We start from the raw sequence: 22,556 nt of genomic DNA on the forward strand, positions 1-22,556 counted from the left end.
TTGTTGCCGCAATCGAAGGTTAAGCACGCTCGGCTTCGGCCACTGGGGGTGAGCGGCGATCAAGTCGCACCCTTTTGAGGAGATGACTGACATGAAGAAGTTTTTGCTCGTTGCCGTCGGGCTGGCGGTGCTTGCCGGCTCGGCCTGTTCGAAGGCGCCGGAATGCACGACCGAGATCGCGACCAAGAAGGCGCAGGACATGGCCGCCGCGCTGCAGGAGGCGATCACCAAGGATCCGTCCAAGGCGGCTGACCTGACCGCCAAGGTTCAGGCGGTGACGACCAAGTACCAGGGTTCCACGACCCTGGCCGATGCCTGCAAGGCGTATGACGAGCTGACCAAGGCGATCAAGGGCTGACGCCTGGTTCGTCCGTTTCCAAGGAGGCGGTGGCGATGGGCCGCCGCCTCTTTGTTTTGTGGGGTTCGAAAATCCCAGGAAAGTGTTTTTCCGTCCGGAATAGCGTAGGCGAGGGTGTGCTCAGTTCGGCGCGATGGAGCCGACTTCGACGGCATCGACGCGCTTCAGGCTCATGCCGATGACGGGCACCAACTGGTCCTGAACGCGCACGGCAACCGTTACGGTCATGGAATTGTCGTCGGGAATGCGGGCCTGCATGACACCGCGCAATTGGTTGCGGTTGATGGTGAAGACCACCTTGTGGGCGTCGACGACGTTGCCGCCGATGATATCGAGGCCGGCGCCGGCAGCGCCACCCATGAAGGAACCCTTGTAGTCGCGGCCCTTGCGCTCGATCTTGGCCGACATGGGCTGGGTGAACATGCCGACCCGGCACCCGCCGTCCAGTGTCATGCCCATCTTGCCGTCCGGCGTGGAGCCGGTGAAGCTGCAGTTGAATTTCGTGCCCTTGTATTTGCCGGCGACGATTTCGCCCGGGCCAACCCATTTGCCTTCGGCCGACTGGAAAAACTGCTTGTCCGGTTCCGTGGCAGAGGCCGCCGAGGCAATGCCGACGACAGCTGTGATCACCGCCGCCAGGGGCAGGACGCTGGACAGAATTACGCTTTTCATCGACGACACCCGGCAACAACGAGGCTGTTTGAAACCGGTTCGACCATGAAGAAGATTGGTTAATGCTTCGTCACCGCGGGCCCTCGAAACAGCAGTCCGATCATCGTCCCGAAGAGCTGGACGCTATTTGCCGGAGCCGGCTGTTTCGGCGTCTTTCTTGGCTGCGAACGAAGTCAATGCTGCGAGGAAATCCCCCAGTCCCGGGCGCCTGGCCGCGCTGAAGGGCAGGGGGCGCGCCGTCTCCATCGCGGCGATGCCGATGCGCGCCGTCATCATGCCGTTGACGACGCCTTCGCCCAGCTTTGCCGAGAGGCGGGCCGCCAGGCCGTGGCCGACGATCTGCTGGACGAAACTGTCGCCGATGGCGATCGAACCGGTGACCGCCAGATGCGCCAGTACGCTGCGCGCCAGGCGGAAGAAACCCAGCGTTCCGGGCCGTCCGCCATAGAGTTCCGACAGCCGGCGGATGAGGCGCCCGGCCTCGAACACGACATAAGCGACATCGACCAGCGCGCGCGGGCTCACCGCCGTCACCAGCGAGACCCGCTTCGCGGCCTCGAGAATCATCACCTTGGCCCTGACATCAAGGGGGCCGAGGATTTCCGCCTCCGCCAGGCGCACCAGATTGGCGCCGTCGATAATCTCGCCGCGCAATTCAGCCAGCGCGCGCCGGCCGGCAGCGGTCTCGGGTTTGGCCGCGACAAAGGCCGACAACTCGTCGACCACCGCGCGTGCCGCCTTCGGATCGTCGCGCGCGATGGCATCGAGCGCGCGCTTCTGCAGCTTTTCGACCTCGGCGAGGCGGGCGATGGCCAGGAACTCGCGAATCAGGATTACCAGCAGCGCCAGCAGCGCAATCGCCGCTGTCCCGGCGGCCAGCCAGCCCAGCCATTCGGCGCGGGCAAAGAGATCGCGTATCAACTGGTCGGTCCACAGGCCGACAGCCAGCGAAACCAGCACGCCGAAGGCGCCGAAGAAGATGCTGCCGAGAACCGAGCGCCTTCTGGGGGCGACCGATGGCGGCGGCTCGGCGGCAATAACGTCCGGTTCGTCGAAAACGTCGACCTCCGCCGGGATGACCAGCGCCACATCGGCCTTCATGGAGCGCGGTCTGCGCGACGGTTCGGTCTGGCGTGCTTGTGGCGCGTCTTGTTTCGGCGCGGCTTCCGGCTCGATGCGGAATGCCGCCGGTTTGCGGGGCGCGGTCATGCCAGATAGTCTCCGATCAGGAACTGCAAGGCGCGGTCTAGCCTGATATGGGGCAGCGGCAGCGTGACACCTTCGGCCGTGCGTTCGAGTTTCGGCGGACGGAACCGGACGAAGCGGATTGCCGGGTCCGTGGAGTCCTGCCTGTGATCCGGCCCCGAAAGGTCGAAAACAGCATCAATGTTCTCCGGCAAATCACCAGGAAATATAGCTGTTTCCGTCTTTCCGTCGAATGTTTCACCATCGATCTTCTCGCCGGCGATCGGCGTGCCGATGATAACAGGCAATGTCTCGCGGCCCTGTTTGACGGTGCCTTCGCGGGTGGCGCGCACCGCCGCCATGGCGACGACATCGACATCGGCGCCGGTGAAATTCGCCCGCGCCACGGCGCGGTCGGCAAGGCGCCGCACGATCGCCTGCAACCGGTCGTGGCTTTCGTGGTGCAGATGATCGGCCTTGGTCGCCGCGACCAGGATGCGGTCGATACGCCGGGAGAACAGGTCGGTTATGAAGCTGCCCCGGCCGGGGCGAAAACAGCTGAGGATCTCGGTGACGGCCCGCTCCAGGTCGGCCATGGCACCAGGCCCGGCGTTCAGCGCCTGCATGGCGTCGATGAGCACGATCTGGCGGTCCAGGCGCGTGACGTGCTCGCGGAAGAACGGTTTGACGACATGCGTCTTGTAGGCCTCGTAGCGCCGTTCCATCATGGCGTGCAACGAGCCGTTGCGCGCGCGCCTGTCGCCCAGGCCGGCCAGCGGCGCGAAAGTCAGCGCGGGCGAGCCTTCGAGATCGCCGGGCATCAGGAAACGGCCGGGCGGCAAGGTCGAAAGCGCCCGTTCGTCGAGCTTGCATGCCTTGAGATAGGCGGCGAAGCTTTCAGCCAGCCGGCGCGCCGTCATTTCCTCGGCGTCGGCATTCGGGTCGATTTCCGCCGAGATCGCTCGCCAGGCCAGCGAAAGATCCTCGCGCACCGGCAGCGTGGCCATTTCGAGGGCTTCGCGCGAAAAATCGGCGAAGGATTTGCCGAGCAGCGGCAGGTCGAGCAGCCATTCGCCGGGGTAATCGACGATGTCGACCGACAGCTTGCCCGACGAGAACATGCGGTTCCAGCCGGAGGCCGATTCATATTCGATCGTCAGCCGCAGTTCCGAAATGGCGCGGGTCGAGTCCGGCCAGACGCGATCGTTGACCAAAGCGGCGATGTGGTCCTCGTATTGAAAACGCGGCACGGCGTCGTCGGGCTGCTGTTCGAGGAAGGCGCGCGCGATACGCCCCGATTTCTGCGCCTCGAACAGCGGCAGACGTCCACCGTGGATCAGATTGTGGACGAAGGCCGAGATGAAGACGGTCTTGCCGGCGCGGGAGAGACCCGTGACACCCAGACGCAGCGATGGAGAAAAAAGTCCGGTGGCACGTCCCGACAATGTGTCGAGGGCAATTCTTGCCTCGTCGGTGAAGGTGGTCAGCGATGATGCCAAAATATGATCTCTCGGGCTTGCGTCCGCCCGATATAGGCGCTGGAACCCGGCTTTGAAATGGCGCTGGAAATCGGCATCAGGGATCGGCCGGTGTCAGGAACGCTTCGAGATAGCCCGCTCCCTGGGTCGCTTTCGCCAGATCGCCGGGGAAACGGACGACCGCAAGGCCCGAGGTTGGAAAGCCGTGATTGAGCATTGCCCGCTCCGCCTCGCCGCCATCGCCCGAAACCGCCATGGCGAGATCCTCCGTCATCGGGTTGTGCCCTATGACCAGCAATGAACCGGGCCCGCCATGATCCCGGACGAGGCGGAGATAGCTGGCCGCGTCCTCGCTGTAGAGCGCATCGAAAAACAGCACCTTGCCTGTGTCGGTCTGGCCGGCCAGACCCTCGAGCGTTTCCCTGGCGCGTTTGGCGTTGGAGCACAGCGTCAGGTCCGGCACATAGGAGCGGGAACGCATCGCGGTCCCCATTTTTTCGGCATCGGCGCGGCCGGATGCGTCCAACGGACGATCGAAATCACGCATGCCCGGCAAGGCCCAACCGGCCTTGGCGTGTCGCAACAGATAAAGCCTGCTCACCCAACCTCCAACGGTGCCCGAGAGCTGAAGTCCTGCCGCGATTAGCCACGAGAAAAGCCGCACGCACAATGGTGCGCGTGCTTCAGCGCGGCGAATCACTTGCAGGGCGATGGGCGAGGATCGTCGTACTTTCGCCATCAAAACAGATTTATGCCGCTCCGGAGAAGGCTGGAGACGCACTTTAACAATTGCGTGAGTCGGTGGCTGATTGCGCTTGTGCAGGCGTCTGGTGGCGAATATATAGGCGCCAAATTTGGGGCTGTTGGGTGAGTCGAATGAACGACATCGTTACCGCCGATTACGTACCCTCCGAAGACGAGCCGTTCATGAACGAACGGCAGAAATCCTACTTCCGCCAGAAGCTCGTCACCTGGAAAAATGACATCTTGCGCGAGGCGCGCGAAACCCTCGAAATCCTGCAGCAGGAAAACGCCAACCATCCCGACCTCGCCGACCGCGCCTCTTCGGAAACCGACCGCGCCATCGAGCTCAGGGCCCGCGACCGTCAGCGGAAACTCATCTCAAAGATCGATTCGGCGCTGCAGCGCATCGATGAAGGCACTTACGGCTATTGCGAAGAAACCGGTGAGCCGATCGCCTTGAAGCGGCTCGACGCGCGCCCGATCGCCACCTTGTCGATCGAAGCGCAAGAACGGCATGAGCGCCGTGAAAAAGTCTATCGCGACGACTGATGGACCGCCTTTGCATTGATTTCCAAATGGCCGGTTATCCGGCCATTTCTGTTCGATGCGTGCCACCTTCAATAGATTTGAACACGCTTGAACGCCGGCCAGCCTAGTCACTGGCAGGCGACAGTTCATCTCTTGACCTAGGCAGTTCATCTCTTTTGGCTTGAAAGTTCGCCCAACAGCCTGGTCATTTCATCGTCGAGCGAGGGCGGCGCCTTGGCTGCCGGTTTGCCCACCGGGCCGCCGGAGCGGGGCTGGTCGAGCGAAACCTCGAGTTCTTTCATCAGCGTGTCGTCGATGCTGTCCTGCGTCGGCGGTGGCGGCGTGTGCCTGGCGGCATTGACGTTGGCGGAGCCATAGGCAGGCAGCGGCGTGACATTGGTCGATTGATAGGTTTGCGCCGCTGGTTTCGGTGCGGGCGCCGGAGCCGGTGGTGGCGCCGCCGGACGCTGGCGGGCAGGCTGTGCCATGGCCACCGGCTGCGGAGCGGGTGCTTGTCTCGGAGGCACGGGAGCGGGCTGCGGCGACCGAGGCTTCGCAGCCGGGGCGGCGGCCGCCGGGACAGGCTGCAGGCCGCCATCTCCAGTCAACGCCGGACGGCGCGGCGCGGCGAGGCGGATGTCGCGTTCGACAACGACGTCGGTCGGGCCGCCGATCAGAAGCAGATGTTCGATGTCGTCGCGTCGCACCAGCACCAGTCGGCGATGGCTGTCGACGGCGGTTGCGTCCATGACGGCGAGCCGCGTCTTGCGGTTGCGGCCGCCGGCGACAAACGTGCCGAAGGTCAGGTTGCGCACGAGCCTGACGATGACGAGAACGATGACCAGCAGGATCAGCGCGGCGAAGGTCCACAGGAGTGCCGCCGCATAACCGGGACCCGCCACGCTATCCAGCCACTGCATTGGTTTCCCCCGAACGGTTTGGAAAGTGACGCGACACTAGACCGTTGCGACTGGCTACCGCAAGTTGCCTTTCACGCATCGTGAACAGCTTGAAACACAGGGAAGGCCAGCCGACAGCATTTTTATCCGACATTTGCGGCCCGGGCCTTTTCCAGACCAGGAGAATGTGATTCAACCGGCTAAAGCGCGTCGCGCTGAAACGGATTCATGCGACGCGTTTCAGGTCCGTGTTTTTCATGCATGTCGTTTTCCCAAAACCGAAGCCATTTTTGGGCGACATGCATTGGGGGCGGGTGTCGGAACATCGGATTTCATGAGCAGGGGGCATATGGCCAAGGAAGCGCGCGGCGATTTCTATCCGGCACCGATCGTCGACCAGAATACGCGACCGGGCGCGGTCACCCGGCTTATCATCTTCATCGTCGTCCTGACGGGCGCCGCAATCGTCTTCGGCCTTTTCCGCGAGCGCCTCGGCGATCCGTTCCTGCTCGGCATGCTCGGCGTGCTGGCGATGATCGGTGTCGGCTTCCTGTTCGCGACCGCGATCGGCTTCGTGCAGATCACACCGCGCTCCACGGGCGACGAACTGTCCAAGGCCTTCGTCGATTCGATGTCGCAGGGCCTGCTGGTCACGGACACCAAGGGTCGCGTCGTCTACGCCAACCGCGCCTATGCCGATATGACCGGCGCCTCATCGGCCGCTGACCTGAAGACGGTCGAAGGATTGCTCTCCGATGTCCCCGAAGCCTCGGTGACCATTTACCGGCTGGCGTCCGGCTTGCGTGACGGGCAGCCGGGCGACGGCGAGTTCCGGCTCGCGCAATCGATCCGGCCCGGCGCCGAACCGGGCGCGCGCTGGTACCGGGCACGCGCCCGCGCGTTCAGCGTCCCGGGCCAGCGGCTGCCGATGCTGGCCTGGCAGCTCGCCGACATTTCGCAAGAGCGGGCCGAGCAGGAGCGTTTCTTCCTCGATCTGCAGAAGGCAATCGACCACCTCGACCACGCGCCGGCCGGCTTCTTTTCGGCCGACCAGGACGGCCGCGTCACCTACATCAACGCCACGCTCGCCGGATGGCTGGGCATCGATCTCGCCAGCTTCACCCCCGGTGCCGTCGCCTTGCCCGATATTGTTGCCGGCGACGGCATGGCGCTGGTGCGCTCCGTCAAGGCGGACCCCGGCACGACGCGCAATGCGGTCATCGATCTCGACTTGACGACGATGACCGGCGAGGCGCTGCCGGTGCGCTTCATGCATCGCGTTTCGGCCAGCCGTGAGGGCGTCGGCGGGCCAACCCGCACCATCGTGCTCAACCGCACACAGGGCGAGGATGCCTCGGCCGACCTGCGCGCCTCGGAAGTGCGCTTCACCCGCTTCTTCAATTCGACGCCGATGGCGATTGCCGGTGTCGATGCCAGCGGGCGCATCCTGCGCACCAACGCACCGTTCCTGTCGCTGTTTTCCTCGGTCGTCGACCGCGATGCCGTGGATCGCCGCGTGCGGCTCGACACGGTGATCCATGACCGCGACCGGCCGGCCTTTGCCGCGGCTTTCGAGAAAGCCCGGCAGCGGCAGGCCGACATTGATCCGATTGAGACCGTGCTGCCCGGCAATGATGAGCGGCATATCCGTTTCTACGTCAACGCCGTGGCCGATGGCACCGGCGGCGAAGGAGCCGAGGAAGCGGCCATCGTCTACGCCGTCGAGACGACCGAGCAGAAGGCGCTCGAAGGGCAGATGGCGCAAAGCCAGAAGATGCAGGCCGTCGGCCAGCTCGCCGGTGGCATCGCGCACGACTTCAACAATGTGCTGACCGCCATCATCATGGCGTCCGACCTGCTTTTGACCAATCACCGGCCGTCGGATCCGTCCTTCCCCGACATCATGAACATCAAGCAGAACGCCAATCGCGCGGCCTCCCTGGTCAGGCAGTTGCTGGCCTTCTCGCGTAAGCAGACGCTGCGGCCGGAAGTGCTGAACCTCACCGACGTGCTCGCCGATCTCAGGATGCTGCTTGCCCGCCTGGTCGGCAACGACATCAAGCTCAAGGTCGATCACGGCCGCGACCTGTGGCCGGTCAAGGTCGATATCGGGCAGTTCGAGCAAGTGGTGGTCAACCTGGCGGTCAACGCGCGCGACGCGATGCCGGCGGGCGGCGATCTCACCGTGCGCACCCGCAACGTGACCGCCGAGGAATGCAAGAGCTTTCCCTACCGCGAACTCGCGGCCGCCGACTATGTGGTGGTCGAAGTCGAGGATACTGGCTCAGGCATCGCGCCCGACGTGCTGAAGAAGATCTTCGAGCCGTTCTTCACCACCAAGGAGGTCGGCAAGGGCACGGGCCTTGGCCTGTCCATGGTCTACGGCATCATCAAGCAGACCGGCGGTTTCATTTTCTGCGATTCCGAAGTCGGCAAGGGGTCCACCTTCCGCATCTTCCTGCCGCGTCACATCGTGGAAGCGAAAACGGCAGCCGAAGCCGGTGAAGCGCCGGCGGCAGCGGCAGTCAAACTGGCCGATAGCACCAAGGATCTGTCCGGGTCGGCGACGGTCCTGCTGGTCGAGGATGAGGATGCCGTGCGCATGGGCGGCATGCGGGCACTGACCTCGCGCGGCTATACCGTTCACGAGGCATCCTCGGGCGTCGAGGCGCTGGAAGTGTTCGAAGCGCTGGGCGGCAAGGTCGACATCGTCGTTTCCGACGTGGTGATGCCGGAAATGGACGGGCCGACCCTGCTCGGTGAGTTGCGCAAACGCCAGCCGGACATCAAGTTCGTTTTCGTCTCCGGCTATGCCGAGGACGCTTTCGCCAGGAACCTGCCGGCGGAGGCGCATTTCGGCTTCCTGCCAAAGCCGTTCTCGCTCAAGCAACTGGCCACGATCGTCAAGGATGTCCTTGAATCCTAGGTGCTTCCAATGCCGCGCTCTTGCACAACGCCGTAACAACGCCATGATTGTTGAAAATACAGCAGGCGGGCTTGGGGGAGCGGCTGTTGACGCCACACATCGAGGCAGGCAAGGGCGATTACGCCGACACGGTTTTGTTGCCGGGCGACCCGCAGCGCGTGGAGTGGATGGCGCAGACATTCCTGGACGCGCCGCGCTGCGTCAATCGCCGACGCGGCGCTCTCGGCTTTACCGGCTTGTTTCGCGGCAAGCCCGTCAGCATTCAGGCGACGGGCATCGGCGTTTCATCCTTCCTGATCTACGCCCATGAACTGCTTGACTTTTATGGCGTCCGAACACTGATCCGCACCGGTACCTGCGGCAGCCTGAGCGCCGAGGCAAAGCTGCGCAGCCTTGTGATCTCGCAATCGGCACGGCCTGAAAATACCGAGAGCGGTCGAGTTTTTGGCCTTTACGTAGCCGATGTTGGCCCGGATCCGGCGCTGCTGGCTAGCGCATTGAGCAAGGCAGCCGCACTTGGCATCGACCACCACGCCGGCCTGACAGCCTGCACCGATATATTCTACCATCCTGAAGCGCGTGCCCGTTATGCCGACGCAAGGGCGCTCGGGGCGCTGGCGGTAGACATGGAAACCAGCGCTCTCTATCGCATATCGGCCCATTTCGGCGCGAGGGCGTTGTCGCTGCTGACCGTCGTCGACAATCTGCTTACCGGCGAACAGACCGACTATTCCGAACGCCAGGCGCTTTTCACCGACATGAGCCGGCTCGCGCTCGAAGTCGCCACGGAAGGGCGCTAGGCGGCCTCTCGCTTCAACACCTCCTCCATGGATGGTCGGTGGCCGCGTAGATAGAGTGCGCAAGTGGTGCGCAGCATCGACGCGAAATTAGGGATCTCGCCGTTGATCTCGATGGCTTCGTCGTAGAGCTTCGAGATGAATTTCGGCGTCGTCAGGTTCTGGCTTTCGGCGATTTCGTCGAGCAAGGCCCAGAACGTGACCTCGAGCTGGATGCTCGTCGAATGTCCGTCAATGCGGATCGACCGGTTGATCTGACGATAGCCTTCCGGATCCTGTGCGGCAAAGACTCTGCACATCGTTACCTCCCGTTTTTGTTGGTCTTGGGCGCCGACGGGGCGGTCGGTGCCTTTTGAACACTGCCTGCGGTTTCATCATCGACCGGAAGGTCGTCAACGGCAATCAGACTTTCGTCCTTGGCAGACTTACGTCCTTGGGATGGGCATATCCGTTTTTCCAACCCCATGCGTGGTAGTCGGCTGCCACCACCTTTCTTCACCGGCGCGCATAATCACCTTCGAAAGCATGAAGCTGCGGAGTCTGATTTGGCGAAGGCAATCCACACCATGATCCGGGTTCTCGACGAAGCCCGCTCCATCGATTTCTACACCAAGGCATTCGGCCTTGAGGTCGCCCAACGACTGGACTTCGAGACCTTCACGCTGGTCTACCTCAGCAATGCCGATGCGCCTTTCGAGGTTGAGTTGACCGTCAACAAGGGGCGCGCGGAGCCCTATGCGCTGGGCGACGGCTATGGTCACCTCGCGGTCTCGGTCGCCGATCTCGACAGCGAACATGATCGGCTCGGCGCACTCGGCCTCAATCCGAAGAAGATTGTCGAATTCAGCCGCGACGGGTCGCTCATCGCCCGCTTCTTCTTCATCGAGGACCCCGACGGCTACAAGGTCGAGGTCCTGCAGCGCGGAGGGCGCTTCCAATAGGGACAACCGGCCGCGCGGACCGGCGCGGCGCCAGCAACGGCACTCTTTCGAGTGCGAACAGCAAGCAGGGAGGAAAAACATGGTCACGATCCACGAGGGGAAGCCCGGGCTTTCACGGCGCGAACTTCTCAAACGCGGCGGCGTCGGCGCGCTGCTCGTCATTTCCGGCAGCGCCGTCATCAGTCCGCAACATGCCTGGGGGCTGGAAACCTCGGCTCTGAAGCCCGAGACAATGGCGACGCTGATCCAGCTGGCGCGCGATATCTACCCGCATGACCAAGTCCCTGACAAATATTACGCCGTCGCGGTCAAGGGCCATGATGAGATGGCCGCCAAGGACAAGGCTCACAAGGAGCTTATCGAAAACGGGATCGCCGATCTCGACAAGAGAGCCGGCGAGGGCGGTTATCGCGGGCTCGGCTGGGAAGAGCAGCGGGTCGCGTTGCTCAGGGACATTGAGGGTACGGCCTTCTTCCAGGCGGTTCGCGGCGGTCTTGTCGTCAGCCTCTACAACCAGAAGGAGGTCTGGCCGATCTTCGGCTACGAGGGCGAATCCTATTCCAAGGGCGGCTACATCGCGCGGGGATTCAGCGACATCGAGTGGCTCTGACCCGCTTCGCCTCAACCGCATTCAGTTGATTTCATGGGAGGAAACCATGGCAGCAGCATTTGATCTGAAAAACGACGGCGTGGTCGTCATCATCGGCTCCGGCGCCGGCGGCGGCACGCTCGGCAACGAACTGGCGCAGAAGGGCATCGATGTCGTCATCCTCGAGGCCGGTGCCCGCCACGAATATGAGGACTTCATCAACGACGAGTGGGATTCGTTCGCTCAGCTCGCCTGGACGGACAAGCGCACCACATCCGGCGATTGGCGCGTGGCCAAGGATTTTCCCAACCTTCCTGCCTGGATCGTCAAGTCGGTCGGCGGCTCGACCACGCACTGGGCGGGCGCATCGCTGCGCTTCCAGGAGCATGAGTTCAAGACGCTGTCGACCTACGGCAAGCTGGAAGGCGCCAACCTTTTGGATTGGCCGGTGACGCTGGCCGAGATGGAGCCCTACTACGCCAAGGCGGAAGCCAAGATGGGCGTCACCGGCACCAATGGCTGGCCGCGCCTGCCGGGCAACAACAATTTCAAGGTGCTGAAGGCCGGCGCCGACAAGCTCGGCTACAAGGAATGCCATACCGGCAACATGGCGATCAACTCGGTGGAGCGCGACGACCGCAATTCCTGCCAGCAGACCGGCTTCTGCTTCCAGGGCTGCAAATGGGGCGCCAAATGGTCGACGCTCTATACCGAAATCCCGAAGGGCGAGGCGACCGGCCACCTCGAGGTCCGGCCGAACGCCATGGCGATCAAGATCAACCATGACGCCTCTGGAAAGGTCACCGGCGTCGTCTATGCCGACAAGGACGGCAAGCTGCAGGAGCAGAAGGCCCGCATCGTGGCGGTCGCCGGCAATTCGATCGAGAGCCCGCGCCTGCTGCTCAATTCCGAATCAGCCAAGTTCCCGCACGGCCTTGCCAACTCGTCGGGGCAGGTGGGCAAGAACTACATGCGGCATACCACGGGATCAGTCTATGCCATCTTCGACAAGCCAGTGCACATGTATCGCGGCACCACCATGGCCGGCATCATCCGTGATGAGGCGCGCCATGATCCGTCACGCGGTTTTGTCGGCGGTTACGAGTTCGAGACGCTGTCGCTCGGCCTGCCCTTCATGGCTGCCTTCCTGAACCCTGGCGGCTGGGGGCGTTCCTTCACCACCGCGCTCGACCACTACGACCACATGGCCGGCCTGTGGATCGTCGGTGAGGATATGCCGCGCGAGGAGAACCGCATCACGCTGCATGGCGACGAGAAGGACGAGCACGGCATGCCGATCGCCGATGTGCATTTCGACGACCATGCCAACGACACGGCAATGCGCAATCATGCCTACAAGCAGGCCACGGCGCTTTACGATGCGGTCGGCGCCACACGCACTTTCCCGACGCCACCCTATCCCTCGACGCACAATCTCGGCACCAACCGGATGAGCGAGAAGGCCGCAGACGGCGTCGTCAACAAGCATGGCCAGGCACACGACATCAAGAACCTGTTCGTGTCGGACGGCAGCCAGTTCACGACGGGTGCGGCCGAAAACCCGACCCTGACCATCGTCTCGCTGGCGATCCGCCAGGCCGACTATATCGCCGCGCAGATGTCGGCGAAAACCATCTGACCTCCCGACTGCCTGCTGGCGCGGAACTTGACCAGTTCCGCGCCCTTTTTTCATGGCCTCAGGCGCCGACCGGCTGGCGGTCCTTCGGCAACATCCAGATGAGATGAGAAGACGGGCAGGGTTGCAGACCGAGGCGGTGTCATTGCCAGGGAAGATCTATTGATTGCTTCCCCTGGTGCAGGTCGTGGCGGTGAAGGTGCCGTCGGGCTGCTTCATGATGATGTCGAAGGAGGGCGGACTCTGGCCGTCCAGCGTTGCCTGGGTGAGCGAGAGCGAGTTGCCGCCGGTGGTGTAACCGCCAACTGGTCCCAGCCAGGAGATCACGCCGTTTGCATCCATCTGGTAGTTGTAGCCCTGCTGCGCGGTCCCGAACGTGACCGGGCCGCTATAGACGTTTCCCTTGATGGTGATGTCGCCGAGGTTGAGGAACATGCCGAGCAGGTAGGCCTCGCAGTGATAGATGCCGTCGGGCATCCTGCCGTCGCTGAAGTCGGCTCGGGCCGCTCCGGTTGCCGCCGCCAGAGCCACTATGCCGATGAATATGCGTGAAATGGCTGATGTCATGATGCCGTCCGCTTGAACGACCAAGCTTGCCCTATTTTTGCGCCGCGCCGCAACATTTGCCGTCGGCGATCTGCCTCCAAGATCAAAATATAGGCATCTAGAGAAAATGGGCAAAGCTTAGGCATATGCCTTGTGCATTGCGCAAATTTCCCTCAATCAATTTTTAACCGGCTCTCTTTGTTTCGTTCAATCTAATGTAGCAACGCACTGATAACATGTGTCTATTTTGCGCTTTTCCGCATGCCTTCAGCGGTTGGCACGGGGGTTGCATTGCATAGTTGCGGTGCAATCAAACCAGCTTGGGAGTCTTCCGCATGAGGGGTAATTTCTCGACAATAGCAAAAATGTTCTCGGCGAGCGTAGTTGCCGCCGGCCTGGTGATGTCTGCTCCGGCCAGGGCCGCCGATGATACGATCAAGGTCGGCATTCTTCATTCGCTGTCGGGCACGATGGCGATTTCAGAGACGACGCTGAAGGACGCCATGCTGATGCTCATCGACGAGCAGAACGCCAAGGGCGGCCTGCTCGGCAAGAAGCTCGAAGCGGTCGTCGTCGACCCGGCTTCCAACTGGCCGCTGTTCGCCGAAAAGGCGCGTGAGCTGATCTCGAAGGACAAGGTCGCCGCGGTGTTCGGCTGCTGGACCTCGGTGTCGCGCAAGTCGGTGCTGCCGGTGTTTTCCGAACTCGACAATATCCTGTTCTATCCGGTCCAGTATGAGGGCGAGGAAAGCGAGCGCAACGTCTTCTACACGGGTGCCGCGCCGAACCAGCAGGCCATTCCGGCCGTCGATTACCTGATGAGCGAGGACGGCGGTTCGGTGAAGCGCTGGGTGCTCGAAGGCACCGACTACGTCTATCCGCGCACCACCAACAAGATCCTCGAAGCCTATCTGAAGGCCAAGGGCGTCGCGGCCGAAGACATCATGGTCAACTATACGCCATTCGGCTTCTCCGACTGGCAGACCGAAGTCTCGGCGATCAAGAAATTCGGCTCGGCCGGCAAGAAGACCGCCGTCGTCTCGACCGTCAATGGCGATGCCAACGTGCCGTTCTACAAGGAACTCGGCAACCAGGGCATCAAGGCCGAGGACATCCCGGTCATGGCCTTCTCGGTCGGCGAGGAAGAGCTGGCCGGTCTCGACACCGCGCCGCTGGTCGGCCATCTCGCGGCCTGGAACTATTTCGAGAGCGTCGATACGCCCGAGAACAAGAAGTTCATCGCCGACTGGCACAAGTTCATCAAGAGCGACAAGCGCACCACAAACGACCCGATGGAAGCTCATTATATCGGCTTCAACATGTGGGTGAAGGCGGTTGAGAAGGCCGGCACCACCGATCCGGACAAGGTCATCGACGCCATGATCGGCGTTTCTGTGCCAAACCTGACCGGCGGCTACTCGACGATGATGCCGAACCATCACATCACCAAGCCGGTGCTGATCGGCGAAATCCAGGCCGACGGCCAATTCGAAACGGTTTCGCGCACGCCCGGCCTGGTGATGGGCGACGAATGGTCCGACTACCTGCCGGACTCCAAGGATTTGATCTCCGATTGGCGCAAGCCGCTGTCGTGCGGCAACTTCAACGTTGCCACCGGCAAGTGCGGCGGCAAGGGCACAAACTGATCCTCCCCGAGCAGGGCCTTCATGCCACGCCCAAGACCGCACGCGTCCGGACGGTTTCCTCCACCGTCCGGACGCGCCCATTTCAAACCTTCAAGGGTTAACACAAGCCGATGACCTTGATCCGCACAATTGGCCTGACGCTGTTGTTCCTGCTGGCGACACTGTCGTCGTCGGGCGCAGGCGAAGCCGATCTGCGCGCCATCATCGCCAAGTTCGCGACCGCCAAGGGCTTTTCCGAGACCGGAGCCGTCGTGCATGACCTCGCCGCCACCGGCGATCCCTTGGTCGAACACCCGCTTTCGGCACTCGCCGACGGCAATCTCTATATCCGCAAAGCGGATTCCCTGGTCTTCGTCGGCAAGGAAACCGGCGAAAGCGTCCAGCTTTTCGATCCGCTCAGCAGCGAAGCATCCGGCGAGGCGGCCAAGGGCGACGTCGCCAAGATCAAGGTCAACAACACGCTGCGCCGCGTCATCCGCGATGCGCTCGGCACGCTGACGCTTGGCGCCAAGGATCCGGCCGTGCGGCTGGCCGCCGCCCGCACCATGTTCAAGACGCCCGACGCAGCCAACATCGAGCCACTCGACACGGCGATCGCCGGCGAGACCGTGGCCAGCGTCAAGGCTCTGCTCGAACAGGCCCGCGCGGCCTCGGTGCTTGTTTCCGACAGGCCCGAGGCCGACAAACTCGCCGCGGTCGCCCTGATCGGCGCGCGTGGCGACCGCGACGCGGTTTCGCTGCTCACTTCGGTCGAGGCCAGTGCCTCCGGCGCGGTTAAGGACGCGGCGACCGCAGCGATCGCCAACATCAATTCGACGCTGGCCTTGTGGGATGCCGGACAGAACATCTGGTACGGGATTTCGCTGGGTTCGGTGCTGCTGCTGGCAGCGATCGGGCTTGCCATCACCTTCGGCGTCATGGGCGTCATCAACATGGCGCATGGCGAGATGGTGATGCTTGGCGCCTATACGACCTTCGTCGTCCAGCAGGTGATCCGGACGTCCTTTCCCGGCTTGTTCGACTGGTCGCTGGTGATCGCGCTGCCGCTCGCCTTCTTGGTCGCGGCATTCGTCGGTCTCGTCATCGAGCGCGGCGTGATCCGGTTCCTCTACGGCCGGCCGCTGGAGACGCTGCTGGCAACCTGGGGCGTCTCGCTCATCCTGCAGCAGGCGGTGCGCTCGATCTTCGGACCGACCAACCAGGAGGTCGGCAATCCGTCCTGGATGTCCGGCTCCTTCGACGTCGGACAACTGGCCATCACCTGGAACCGGCTGTGGATTCTGGTGTTCGCGCTCACGGTATTCGGCATGTTGCTCTATGTGATGAAGCGCACGCCTTGGGGGCTGCAGATGCGCGCCGTCACCGCCAACCGGCGCATGGCCGCCTCGATGGGCATCAGGACCCCCTGGGTCGACGCGCTGACCTTCGCGCTGGGATCCGGCATTGCCGGTATCGCCGGCGTCGCGCTCAGCCAGATCGACAATGTCTCGCCCAATCTTGGTCGCGGCTACATCATCGACAGCTTCATGGTGGTCGTCTTCGGCGGTGTCGGCAATCTCTGGGGTACATTGGTCGGCGCCTTTTCGCTCGGCATCGTCAACAAGGTTCTCGAGCCCTATGCCGGCGCGGTGCTCGGCAAGATCGTCGTGCTGGTGCTGATCATCCTCTTCATCCAGAAGCGCCCGCGAGGCCTGTTCGCGCTCAAGGGCAGAGCGGTGGAAGCATGATATCGGGACGCTTCTTTGCCGCCGGCGCGGATCGCCGCATCGCCATCACCATCTTCATCCTGCTGGCGGTGGCTATAATCGTGCCGGTGCTTAACCTGGCCGTCTCGCCGACAAGCGCCTTTTACATTCCGTCCTACATCGTGGCGCTGACCGGCAAATATCTCTGCTATGCACTGCTGGCGCTCTCGCTCGATCTGGTCTGGGGCTATTGCGGTATCCTCTCGCTCGGCCACGGCGCCTTCTTCGCGCTCGGCGGCTATGCGATGGGAATGTATCTGATGCGCCAGATCGGCTCGCGCGGCGTCTACGGCAACCCGATCCTGCCCGATTTCATGGTGTTCCTGAACTACAAGGAATTGCCCTGGTTCTGGACCGGTTTCGACCATTTCTGGTTCGCCGCCATCATGGTGCTGGCGGTGCCCGGCCTGCTTGCCTTCATCTTCGGCTGGTTCGCCTTCCGCAGCCGCGTCACCGGTGTCTACCTCTCCATCATCACCCAGGCGATGACCTATGCGCTGCTGCTTGCCTTCTTCCGCAACGATATGGGTTTCGGAGGCAATAACGGCCTGACCGATTTCAAGGATATTCTGGGCTTCAACGTGCAGGCCGATACGACCCGTTCGGCACTGTTCGCGGCCAGCGCGGTGATGCTGGCACTCGCCGTTTTCATCACCTGGGCGATCGTCGGCTCCAAATACGGCAAGCTGCTGATGGCCGTGCGCGACGCCGAGAGCCGCACGCGTTTCCTCGGCTGGCGGGCCGAGAACGTAAAGCTGTTCGCTTTTACCGTTTCGGCCGTCATGGCAGGCATTGCCGGCGCGCTCTACGTGCCGCAGGTCGGCATCATCAATCCAGGCGAATTCGAGCCGGCCAATTCGATCGAGGTGGTGATTTGGGCGGCGGTCGGCGGCCGCGGCACCATTGTCGGGCCGATCATCGGCGCGTTGCTGGTCAATGCCGGCAAATCCTGGTTCACCGGCGTGCTGCCGGAATTCTGGCTGTTCGCGCTCGGGGGCCTGTTCGTCGCCGTCACCTTGCTCCTGCCCAAGGGCATCATCGGCATGTGGGACAGCTGGCGCGGCAATGCCAGGGCGCTGCGCTTGGCGTCCCTGGCTGAAGAAGCCGGCGCCGAGGTTGGCATCGCGTCCGCGACCTCGAAGCCCGCTCGCTCGCCGGCGAGAAACCCAGGCGAGTGGTCCTGGTCCGACCCCGAACCGCAGGCGGCGGAGTAAGCGACCATGAGCAAATCCAACACTATCCTCTATCTCGACGGCGTCTCGGTGTCCTTCGACGGCTTTCGCGCCATCAACAATCTGTCCCTGGTGCTCGACAAGGGCGAGATGCGCGCCATCATCGGCCCCAACGGCGCCGGCAAGACGACGATGATGGACATCGTCACCGGCAAGACGAGGCCGGATGAAGGCGAAGTGTTCTTCGACGGCCAGGTGGACCTGACCAGGCATGACGAAGCCGAGATCGCCATGATGGGCATCGGCCGCAAATTCCAGAAGCCGACCGTTTTCGAAAGCCACACGATCGAAGAAAACCTGATGCTGGCGCTGAAGGGACCGCGTTCGATCTTCCCGGCGCTGTTCCATCGCCAATCGCCCGCCGAGGCGCGGCAGATCGATGACATCCTTGGCATCATCCGGTTGGGCGACAAGCGCCGCGAACTCGCCGCCAATCTTAGCCACGGCCAGAAACAATGGCTCGAGATCGGCATGCTGCTGGCGCAGGACCCGAAGCTGCTTCTGGTCGACGAGCCGGTGGCCGGCATGACCGATGCCGAGACCGAGGAAACCGCGCGGCTGCTCAGGGATATCGCCCGTGACCACTCGGTCATTGTCGTCGAACACGACATGCATTTCGTCCGCGAACTCGGCGTCAAGGTTACCTGCCTGCATGAAGGCTCGGTGCTCTCGGAAGGGACGCTCGATTTCGTTTCGGCCGACGAGCGCGTCGTCGAAGTCTATCTGGGGAGATGAGCATGCATTGGCGGGTTCAATTCCATCGCTTCGATCTGTCTTTGCTGAGGTTCTGGAGAAGGCGCTGACATGCTCGAGGTTTCCAATGCCACGCTGCACTACGGCGCCGCCCAGGCGTTGCGCGGCGTATCGCTGAAGGCGGGCGCCGGCAAGATCACCTGCGTGCTCGGCCGCAACGGCGTCGGCAAGACCAGTTTGATGAGATCGATCGTCGGCCACCACAGGCTGACGAGCGGAAGCGTTGCCTTCGAGGGGAAGGCGCTCGACCGGAGCGCGGCGTATGACCGCGCCCGGTCGGGCATCGCATTCGTTCCGCAGGGCAGGGAGATCTTTCCGCTGCTCAGCGTGCGGGAAAATCTCGAATCCGGCTTCGCGCCCTTGAAGCGCGCCGACCGCAACGTGCCGGCGCACGTCTTCGAGCTGTTTCCGGTGCTGAAGCAGATGCTTGGCCGCCGTGGCGGCGATCTTTCCGGCGGCCAGCAACAGCAGCTCGCCATCGGCAGGGCACTCGTGATGCGGCCGAAGCTGCTGGTGCTCGACGAGCCGACCGAAGGCATCCAGCCCTCTGTCATCAAGGATATCGGCCGCGCCATACGCTATCTGCGCGACCAGGCCGGCATTGCGGTGCTGCTGGTCGAACAGTATCTCGATTTCTGCCGCGAACTCGCCGACGAGGTCAACATCATGGATCGCGGCCAGATCGTCCACACCGGCCCGGCGGAAGATTTAGACCGGGCCGATGTCCGCAAATTCCTCACGGTCTAGAATCGGTGCCAGACTTCATTGAAGATTTGAAGTTATTGGCAAGTCCAATATTTCCTACATCCATCATCTGCGTCTCTGGCACATGCAATATCGCATGCTAGTCTTTCCGTGGCTTTGTGAGTCGGCCGTTTCCGTATCAGTCTGGTTATCGCAGATCGCGGCGCGGCAAAGGCCCTGCAAGTTCCACGCAAGCAAGGCTTCCTAGCTTCCCGATCTGATTGTCGTTCAAACGCGTTTGGGCACACAGGCTAAGGGACAGCCATGGAACGTTACGTCGAGGACTACCAGAAGCGGCGGCTTACCGAACGCGTCGACATCATCGCCGCCATCAACATTCTGAGGTCACAGGGCTGTGACTACGACGACCTGATCGAGGAGATCACCAAGGTCTTCTATGTCGACCTCGATACCTTCAATGAAATCGTCATGGCGGCCTAATGCATGTCGCCCGGCGGGCTTGGCATGATACGCGCGTTTAGCTCGCGCGTCGGAATGGCGAGGCCGTGACGCGGTTGCGACCTCCCCGCTTGGCGTCATAGAGCGCCTTGTCGGCGGCGCTGAGCACCTTGTCCAGGCTGATGCCCTCTTTGCTGCCAAACGCAAATCCGGCGCTGACCGTACAGGTGAGGGAACCGGTTTCGGTTTCTATCAGTCGCGTCGCGAAAGCCGCCCGGATACGCTCGGCTGCTTCCTCGACCGCCTCCGGCAGCGTGCGCTTCAGTACCAGCGCGAATTCCTCGCCGCCCATGCGCGCGGCGACGTCGGCCGGTCGAAGGTTGGCTGCCAACTCGTTGGCGAACACCCTCAGCACTTCATCGCCCGCCGCATGGCCGAATTCGTCGTTGATGGTTTTGAAGTTGTCGAGGTCGAAGACGACCACCGCGGTAAAGGCGCCGACCGGGACATGGCCATGCATGTCGAACAGCGCGCGCCGGTTGAGCAGGCCGGTCAGGGAATCCGTCTGGGCGTTGCGATGGTGATGCCTCGCCAGACGCCCCTGATTGAGGGCAAGCGACAGCGCGCCAATACCTGTCATGCTGGCGATAACCACGATGAGACTGAGCTCCTCGGCCCAGTTGCTTGGTGCATGTCCGAGCACCAGTTTTCCTTCCCAGGCGAGAACCATGGCGCAGAGCCCGAAGGAGGTGGCCGTGGCCGAATAGAGCGCGGTGATGCCGATCGTCAGGGCGGGTGCCTCATCACGGCCCTTCCAGTATTCGAAAGCCGTGGCGAACAGGAGCACGGCGGCAAACATGTTCTCCGCCACGAAGCCGAGGCCATCGTAGCCCAGAGCCATGGGGGGCAACGCTATCGCCAGGGAATAGCAACCCCACAGGGTCCGCGGCAGTGGCGAGCCGCCGGTTCGGAACTGATAGGCCGCACCCAGCATGGCCGAAAAGCCGATCAGCAGAAACGCGGAGGTGGCGATGCCGAGCAGGCGTCCCGGCATCTCGATATAGGCGTCATAGATAAAAATATCGCCGACCACGAACACCAGGCTGATCGCCCATGTCAGCAGGAATTTTTCCGAGCGGGCGGTCAGCCACATGCCGAACAATGTCAGGCTGAGGCAAGCGGCCGAGAAACCGACGGCCAGCAGAAGTGAAGTGTAGTCGAGCGACATGCCCTCTTTCCCTGCCGGCGGCGGTCCCAGCTCTGCGGCTTGGCGTCGGCGCATTCATGCGGCAAGGAAGTGTCGATAAGGTTACGATCGTGGCGAAGATGCCCAGGAACAGGCGCTTTGCTACGCTAATACGCACAGGCTATGCGCCTATTGTGTGTAGCTGGAAACCGACTGATGCCTTTTCAGTCGGCTACGCGCCTCATCAATGCCATCGCCCCGAACGGCGCCCGCACCTTGCCCTCGGTGATGAAGTAGACGAACACGTCGCGCGGTTGGACCGGCGCGTCGCTGGCAGGGTCGGCGCGCCGCAGATCCGCCGGCTGCTTGCCTTGCGCCCAGATCTTGGCCCGCGCCGCCCATTCGTCGAGGCCCTTTGGCGTGTAGCAGTCCGGATTGTCATCCGAGCCGGTCTGCAGCCGCGCGTAGATGAAATCGCCAGTGATGTCGGCGATATCAGGATATTTGGCATGGTCGGCATAGACGATCGCCGCCTTGTATTTGCGCGCGAGCGCTGGGAATTCCGGCACGATGAAACTGTCGTTGCGCACTTCCAGCGCGTGGCGCAGCGCGACACCATCCTGCTTTTCCGGCAGCAGCTTCAGAAACGCCTCGAAATCGTCCGGATCGAACTTCTTGGTCGGAGCGAACTGCCACAGGATCGGTCCCAGCTTGTCGCCGAGCGCGGCAACGCCGGAACCCAGGAAACGCATCATCGATTCACCGGCCTCGCCCAGCACGCGCCGGTTGGTAACGAAGCGGTTGCCTTTCAGCGAATAGACGAAATTGTCAGGTGCTTCGTTGGCCCATTTGACGAAGGTCGGCTCCTTGAAGCTCGAATAATAAGTGCCGTTGACCTCGATGCTCGGCACCTGCCGGGTAGCGTATTGCAGTTGCTTGGCCTTCGACAGTTTCTCGGGGTAGAAGGACGTGTCCCAGGGTTCGAAGGTCCAGCCGCCCATGCCGGCGCGGATTGTTCCCGATTTGCTCATTGTCGTCCTCCCAGATTTCTAGTGGCGATCAGGCCGTGGTGGACCTGTTGTCGACGGGTTTGGCCATGTCGACGAGTATCCACCCTGGCCGGTAGGGATTGGGCCGGCGACCCGTTTCGCGATAGCCGTAAGCGAGATAGAGCGCGATGTTTCGTTCCATTTTCGCATTGGTGTAGAGCCGTATCTCCGGCAGGCCCCACTGCCGCGCCTGCTCGTCAGCGTGCTTCAGCAATGCAATACCGAACCCCTTGCCCTGGAAGGCAGGCGACACCGCGACGGAGAAGATCATCGCGTGATCTTCATGCCGCTCCAGCGTGATCACTCCGGCAAGTTCATCACCGATCTCCAGCAGCCAGACCTGACCCTGGGCAATACGCGGCGCGTAGTCCTCGGTAACCGGGATCGGCGGTGCATCGAGTATGGCGGAGTAGGGAGCGTAGGCGGCTTGCGTCAGCGCGACGATCGCGGCGAGATCTTCAGGGCCGGCAAGCCTCATGCCAAAGCTGCTCTGGACCGTGATG

At 62.5% G+C, this 22,556-nt stretch carries 23 protein-coding genes; 13 read left to right on the forward strand and 10 right to left on the reverse strand.

The window, feature by feature from the left end:
• Window positions 1-91 precede the first annotated feature (91 nt).
• Window positions 92-358 carry a hypothetical protein gene (locus tag FJ543_RS03200; RefSeq protein WP_140873743.1) on the forward strand — a complete coding sequence of 89 codons (267 nt, stop codon included), beginning with the start codon at window positions 92-94 and terminating at the stop codon, window positions 356-358.
• Between the two features lie 120 nt (window positions 359-478).
• On the opposite strand, the gene FJ543_RS03205 is transcribed toward FJ543_RS03200, so the two are convergent.
• The 4 genes from FJ543_RS03205 to FJ543_RS03220 form a co-directional block, all read right to left on the reverse strand.
• The gene (locus FJ543_RS03205) at window positions 479-1,030 is read right to left on the reverse strand and encodes a hypothetical protein (RefSeq protein WP_015317684.1); all 552 of its coding nucleotides are present in this window, start codon (window positions 1,028-1,030) and stop codon (window positions 479-481) included.
• A 123-nt stretch (window positions 1,031-1,153) separates the two neighbouring features.
• Complete coding sequence (locus tag FJ543_RS03210; protein WP_140873745.1) at window positions 1,154-2,239, reverse strand: TIGR01620 family protein; 1,086 nt, start codon at window positions 2,237-2,239, stop codon at window positions 1,154-1,156.
• A complete protein-coding gene (locus FJ543_RS03215; protein ID WP_140873747.1) occupies window positions 2,236-3,714 on the reverse strand; it encodes a YcjX family protein in 1,479 nt (492 codons plus the stop codon). The genes FJ543_RS03210 and FJ543_RS03215 overlap by 4 nt, the downstream gene beginning before the upstream one ends.
• 76 nt (window positions 3,715-3,790) lie before the next feature.
• Window positions 3,791-4,294 carry a histidine phosphatase family protein gene (locus FJ543_RS03220; protein ID WP_140873749.1) on the reverse strand — a complete coding sequence of 168 codons (504 nt, stop codon included), beginning with the start codon at window positions 4,292-4,294 and terminating at the stop codon, window positions 3,791-3,793.
• Window positions 4,295-4,569: 275 nt separating this feature from the next.
• Here FJ543_RS03220 and dksA point away from each other — a divergent pair, with 275 nt between their 5' ends.
• Window positions 4,570-4,986, forward strand: coding sequence for an RNA polymerase-binding protein DksA (gene dksA, locus FJ543_RS03225; protein WP_015317688.1), 417 nt, complete (start codon window positions 4,570-4,572; stop codon window positions 4,984-4,986).
• Between the two features lie 146 nt (window positions 4,987-5,132).
• Here the strand turns inward: dksA and FJ543_RS03230 are convergent, their stop codons facing one another.
• The gene (locus FJ543_RS03230) at window positions 5,133-5,885 is read right to left on the reverse strand and encodes a flagellar biosynthetic protein FliO (RefSeq protein ID WP_015317689.1); all 753 of its coding nucleotides are present in this window, start codon (window positions 5,883-5,885) and stop codon (window positions 5,133-5,135) included.
• Window positions 5,886-6,213: 328 nt separating this feature from the next.
• Between FJ543_RS03230 and FJ543_RS03235 the strand changes: the two genes are divergently transcribed.
• The gene (locus tag FJ543_RS03235; RefSeq protein ID WP_140616513.1) at window positions 6,214-8,790 is read left to right on the forward strand and encodes an ATP-binding protein; all 2,577 of its coding nucleotides are present in this window, start codon (window positions 6,214-6,216) and stop codon (window positions 8,788-8,790) included.
• An 86-nt stretch (window positions 8,791-8,876) separates the two neighbouring features.
• Entirely contained in the window at window positions 8,877-9,590 is a 714-nt protein-coding gene (locus FJ543_RS03240; protein ID WP_140821790.1) for a DeoD-type purine-nucleoside phosphorylase, read from the forward strand.
• Here FJ543_RS03240 and FJ543_RS03245 read toward each other — a convergent pair.
• A complete protein-coding gene (locus tag FJ543_RS03245; RefSeq protein WP_015317692.1) occupies window positions 9,587-9,886 on the reverse strand; it encodes a ribbon-helix-helix domain-containing protein in 300 nt (99 codons plus the stop codon). The genes FJ543_RS03240 and FJ543_RS03245 overlap by 4 nt on opposite strands.
• Window positions 9,887-10,132: 246 nt before the next feature.
• Between FJ543_RS03245 and FJ543_RS03250 the strand changes: the two genes are divergently transcribed.
• From FJ543_RS03250 to FJ543_RS03260, 3 genes are all read left to right on the forward strand, one after another.
• Entirely contained in the window at window positions 10,133-10,528 is a 396-nt protein-coding gene (locus tag FJ543_RS03250; protein WP_140664242.1) for a VOC family protein, read from the forward strand.
• A 79-nt stretch (window positions 10,529-10,607) separates the two neighbouring features.
• Window positions 10,608-11,138: a hypothetical protein gene (locus FJ543_RS03255; RefSeq protein WP_015317694.1), complete on the forward strand. Its 531-nt coding sequence runs from the start codon at window positions 10,608-10,610 to the stop codon at window positions 11,136-11,138.
• 46 nt (window positions 11,139-11,184) lie between these two features.
• Window positions 11,185-12,756, forward strand: coding sequence for a GMC family oxidoreductase (locus FJ543_RS03260; protein ID WP_140821788.1), 1,572 nt, complete (start codon window positions 11,185-11,187; stop codon window positions 12,754-12,756).
• A 156-nt stretch (window positions 12,757-12,912) separates the two neighbouring features.
• Here FJ543_RS03260 and FJ543_RS03265 read toward each other — a convergent pair whose 3' ends face one another.
• Window positions 12,913-13,320: a hypothetical protein gene (locus FJ543_RS03265; RefSeq protein WP_140873751.1), complete on the reverse strand. Its 408-nt coding sequence runs from the start codon at window positions 13,318-13,320 to the stop codon at window positions 12,913-12,915.
• Window positions 13,321-13,664: 344 nt separating this feature from the next.
• Between FJ543_RS03265 and urtA the strand changes: the two genes are divergently transcribed.
• From urtA to FJ543_RS03295, 6 genes are all read left to right on the forward strand, one after another.
• Window positions 13,665-14,945 carry an urea ABC transporter substrate-binding protein gene (urtA, locus tag FJ543_RS03270; RefSeq protein WP_224528120.1) on the forward strand — a complete coding sequence of 427 codons (1,281 nt, stop codon included), beginning with the start codon at window positions 13,665-13,667 and terminating at the stop codon, window positions 14,943-14,945.
• Between the two features lie 110 nt (window positions 14,946-15,055).
• A complete protein-coding gene (urtB, locus tag FJ543_RS03275; protein ID WP_140873753.1) occupies window positions 15,056-16,672 on the forward strand; it encodes an urea ABC transporter permease subunit UrtB in 1,617 nt (538 codons plus the stop codon).
• The gene (gene urtC / locus FJ543_RS03280; protein ID WP_140873755.1) at window positions 16,669-17,904 is read left to right on the forward strand and encodes an urea ABC transporter permease subunit UrtC; all 1,236 of its coding nucleotides are present in this window, start codon (window positions 16,669-16,671) and stop codon (window positions 17,902-17,904) included. The genes urtB and urtC overlap by 4 nt, the downstream gene beginning before the upstream one ends.
• Window positions 17,905-17,910: 6 nt before the next feature.
• Window positions 17,911-18,657 carry an urea ABC transporter ATP-binding protein UrtD gene (urtD, locus tag FJ543_RS03285; RefSeq protein WP_015317700.1) on the forward strand — a complete coding sequence of 249 codons (747 nt, stop codon included), beginning with the start codon at window positions 17,911-17,913 and terminating at the stop codon, window positions 18,655-18,657.
• Between the two features lie 69 nt (window positions 18,658-18,726).
• Entirely contained in the window at window positions 18,727-19,422 is a 696-nt protein-coding gene (gene urtE, locus FJ543_RS03290) for an urea ABC transporter ATP-binding subunit UrtE (protein WP_140616298.1), read from the forward strand.
• 261 nt (window positions 19,423-19,683) lie between these two features.
• Window positions 19,684-19,860 carry a hypothetical protein gene (locus FJ543_RS03295; RefSeq protein WP_013531844.1) on the forward strand — a complete coding sequence of 59 codons (177 nt, stop codon included), beginning with the start codon at window positions 19,684-19,686 and terminating at the stop codon, window positions 19,858-19,860.
• Window positions 19,861-19,897: 37 nt separating this feature from the next.
• Here FJ543_RS03295 and FJ543_RS03300 read toward each other — a convergent pair whose 3' ends face one another.
• The 3 genes from FJ543_RS03300 to FJ543_RS03310 all read right to left on the reverse strand — a co-directional run bounded on the left by FJ543_RS03300 (window position 19,898) and on the right by FJ543_RS03310 (window position 22,531).
• A complete protein-coding gene (locus FJ543_RS03300; RefSeq protein WP_140873757.1) occupies window positions 19,898-21,046 on the reverse strand; it encodes a GGDEF domain-containing protein in 1,149 nt (382 codons plus the stop codon).
• 182 nt (window positions 21,047-21,228) lie between these two features.
• Window positions 21,229-22,035 (reverse strand): DUF72 domain-containing protein, encoded by an 807-nt coding sequence (locus tag FJ543_RS03305; protein ID WP_140664221.1) that lies wholly within the window; start codon window positions 22,033-22,035, stop codon window positions 21,229-21,231.
• Window positions 22,036-22,063: 28 nt separating this feature from the next.
• Window positions 22,064-22,531, reverse strand: coding sequence for a GNAT family N-acetyltransferase (locus tag FJ543_RS03310; RefSeq protein WP_140726918.1), 468 nt, complete (start codon window positions 22,529-22,531; stop codon window positions 22,064-22,066).
• Window positions 22,532-22,556 lie beyond the last annotated feature (25 nt).

The sequence above is a fragment of the Mesorhizobium sp. B2-5-7 genome (genome assembly GCF_006440875.1).
GTDB classification, from domain to species: domain Bacteria; phylum Pseudomonadota; class Alphaproteobacteria; order Rhizobiales; family Rhizobiaceae; genus Mesorhizobium; species Mesorhizobium australicum.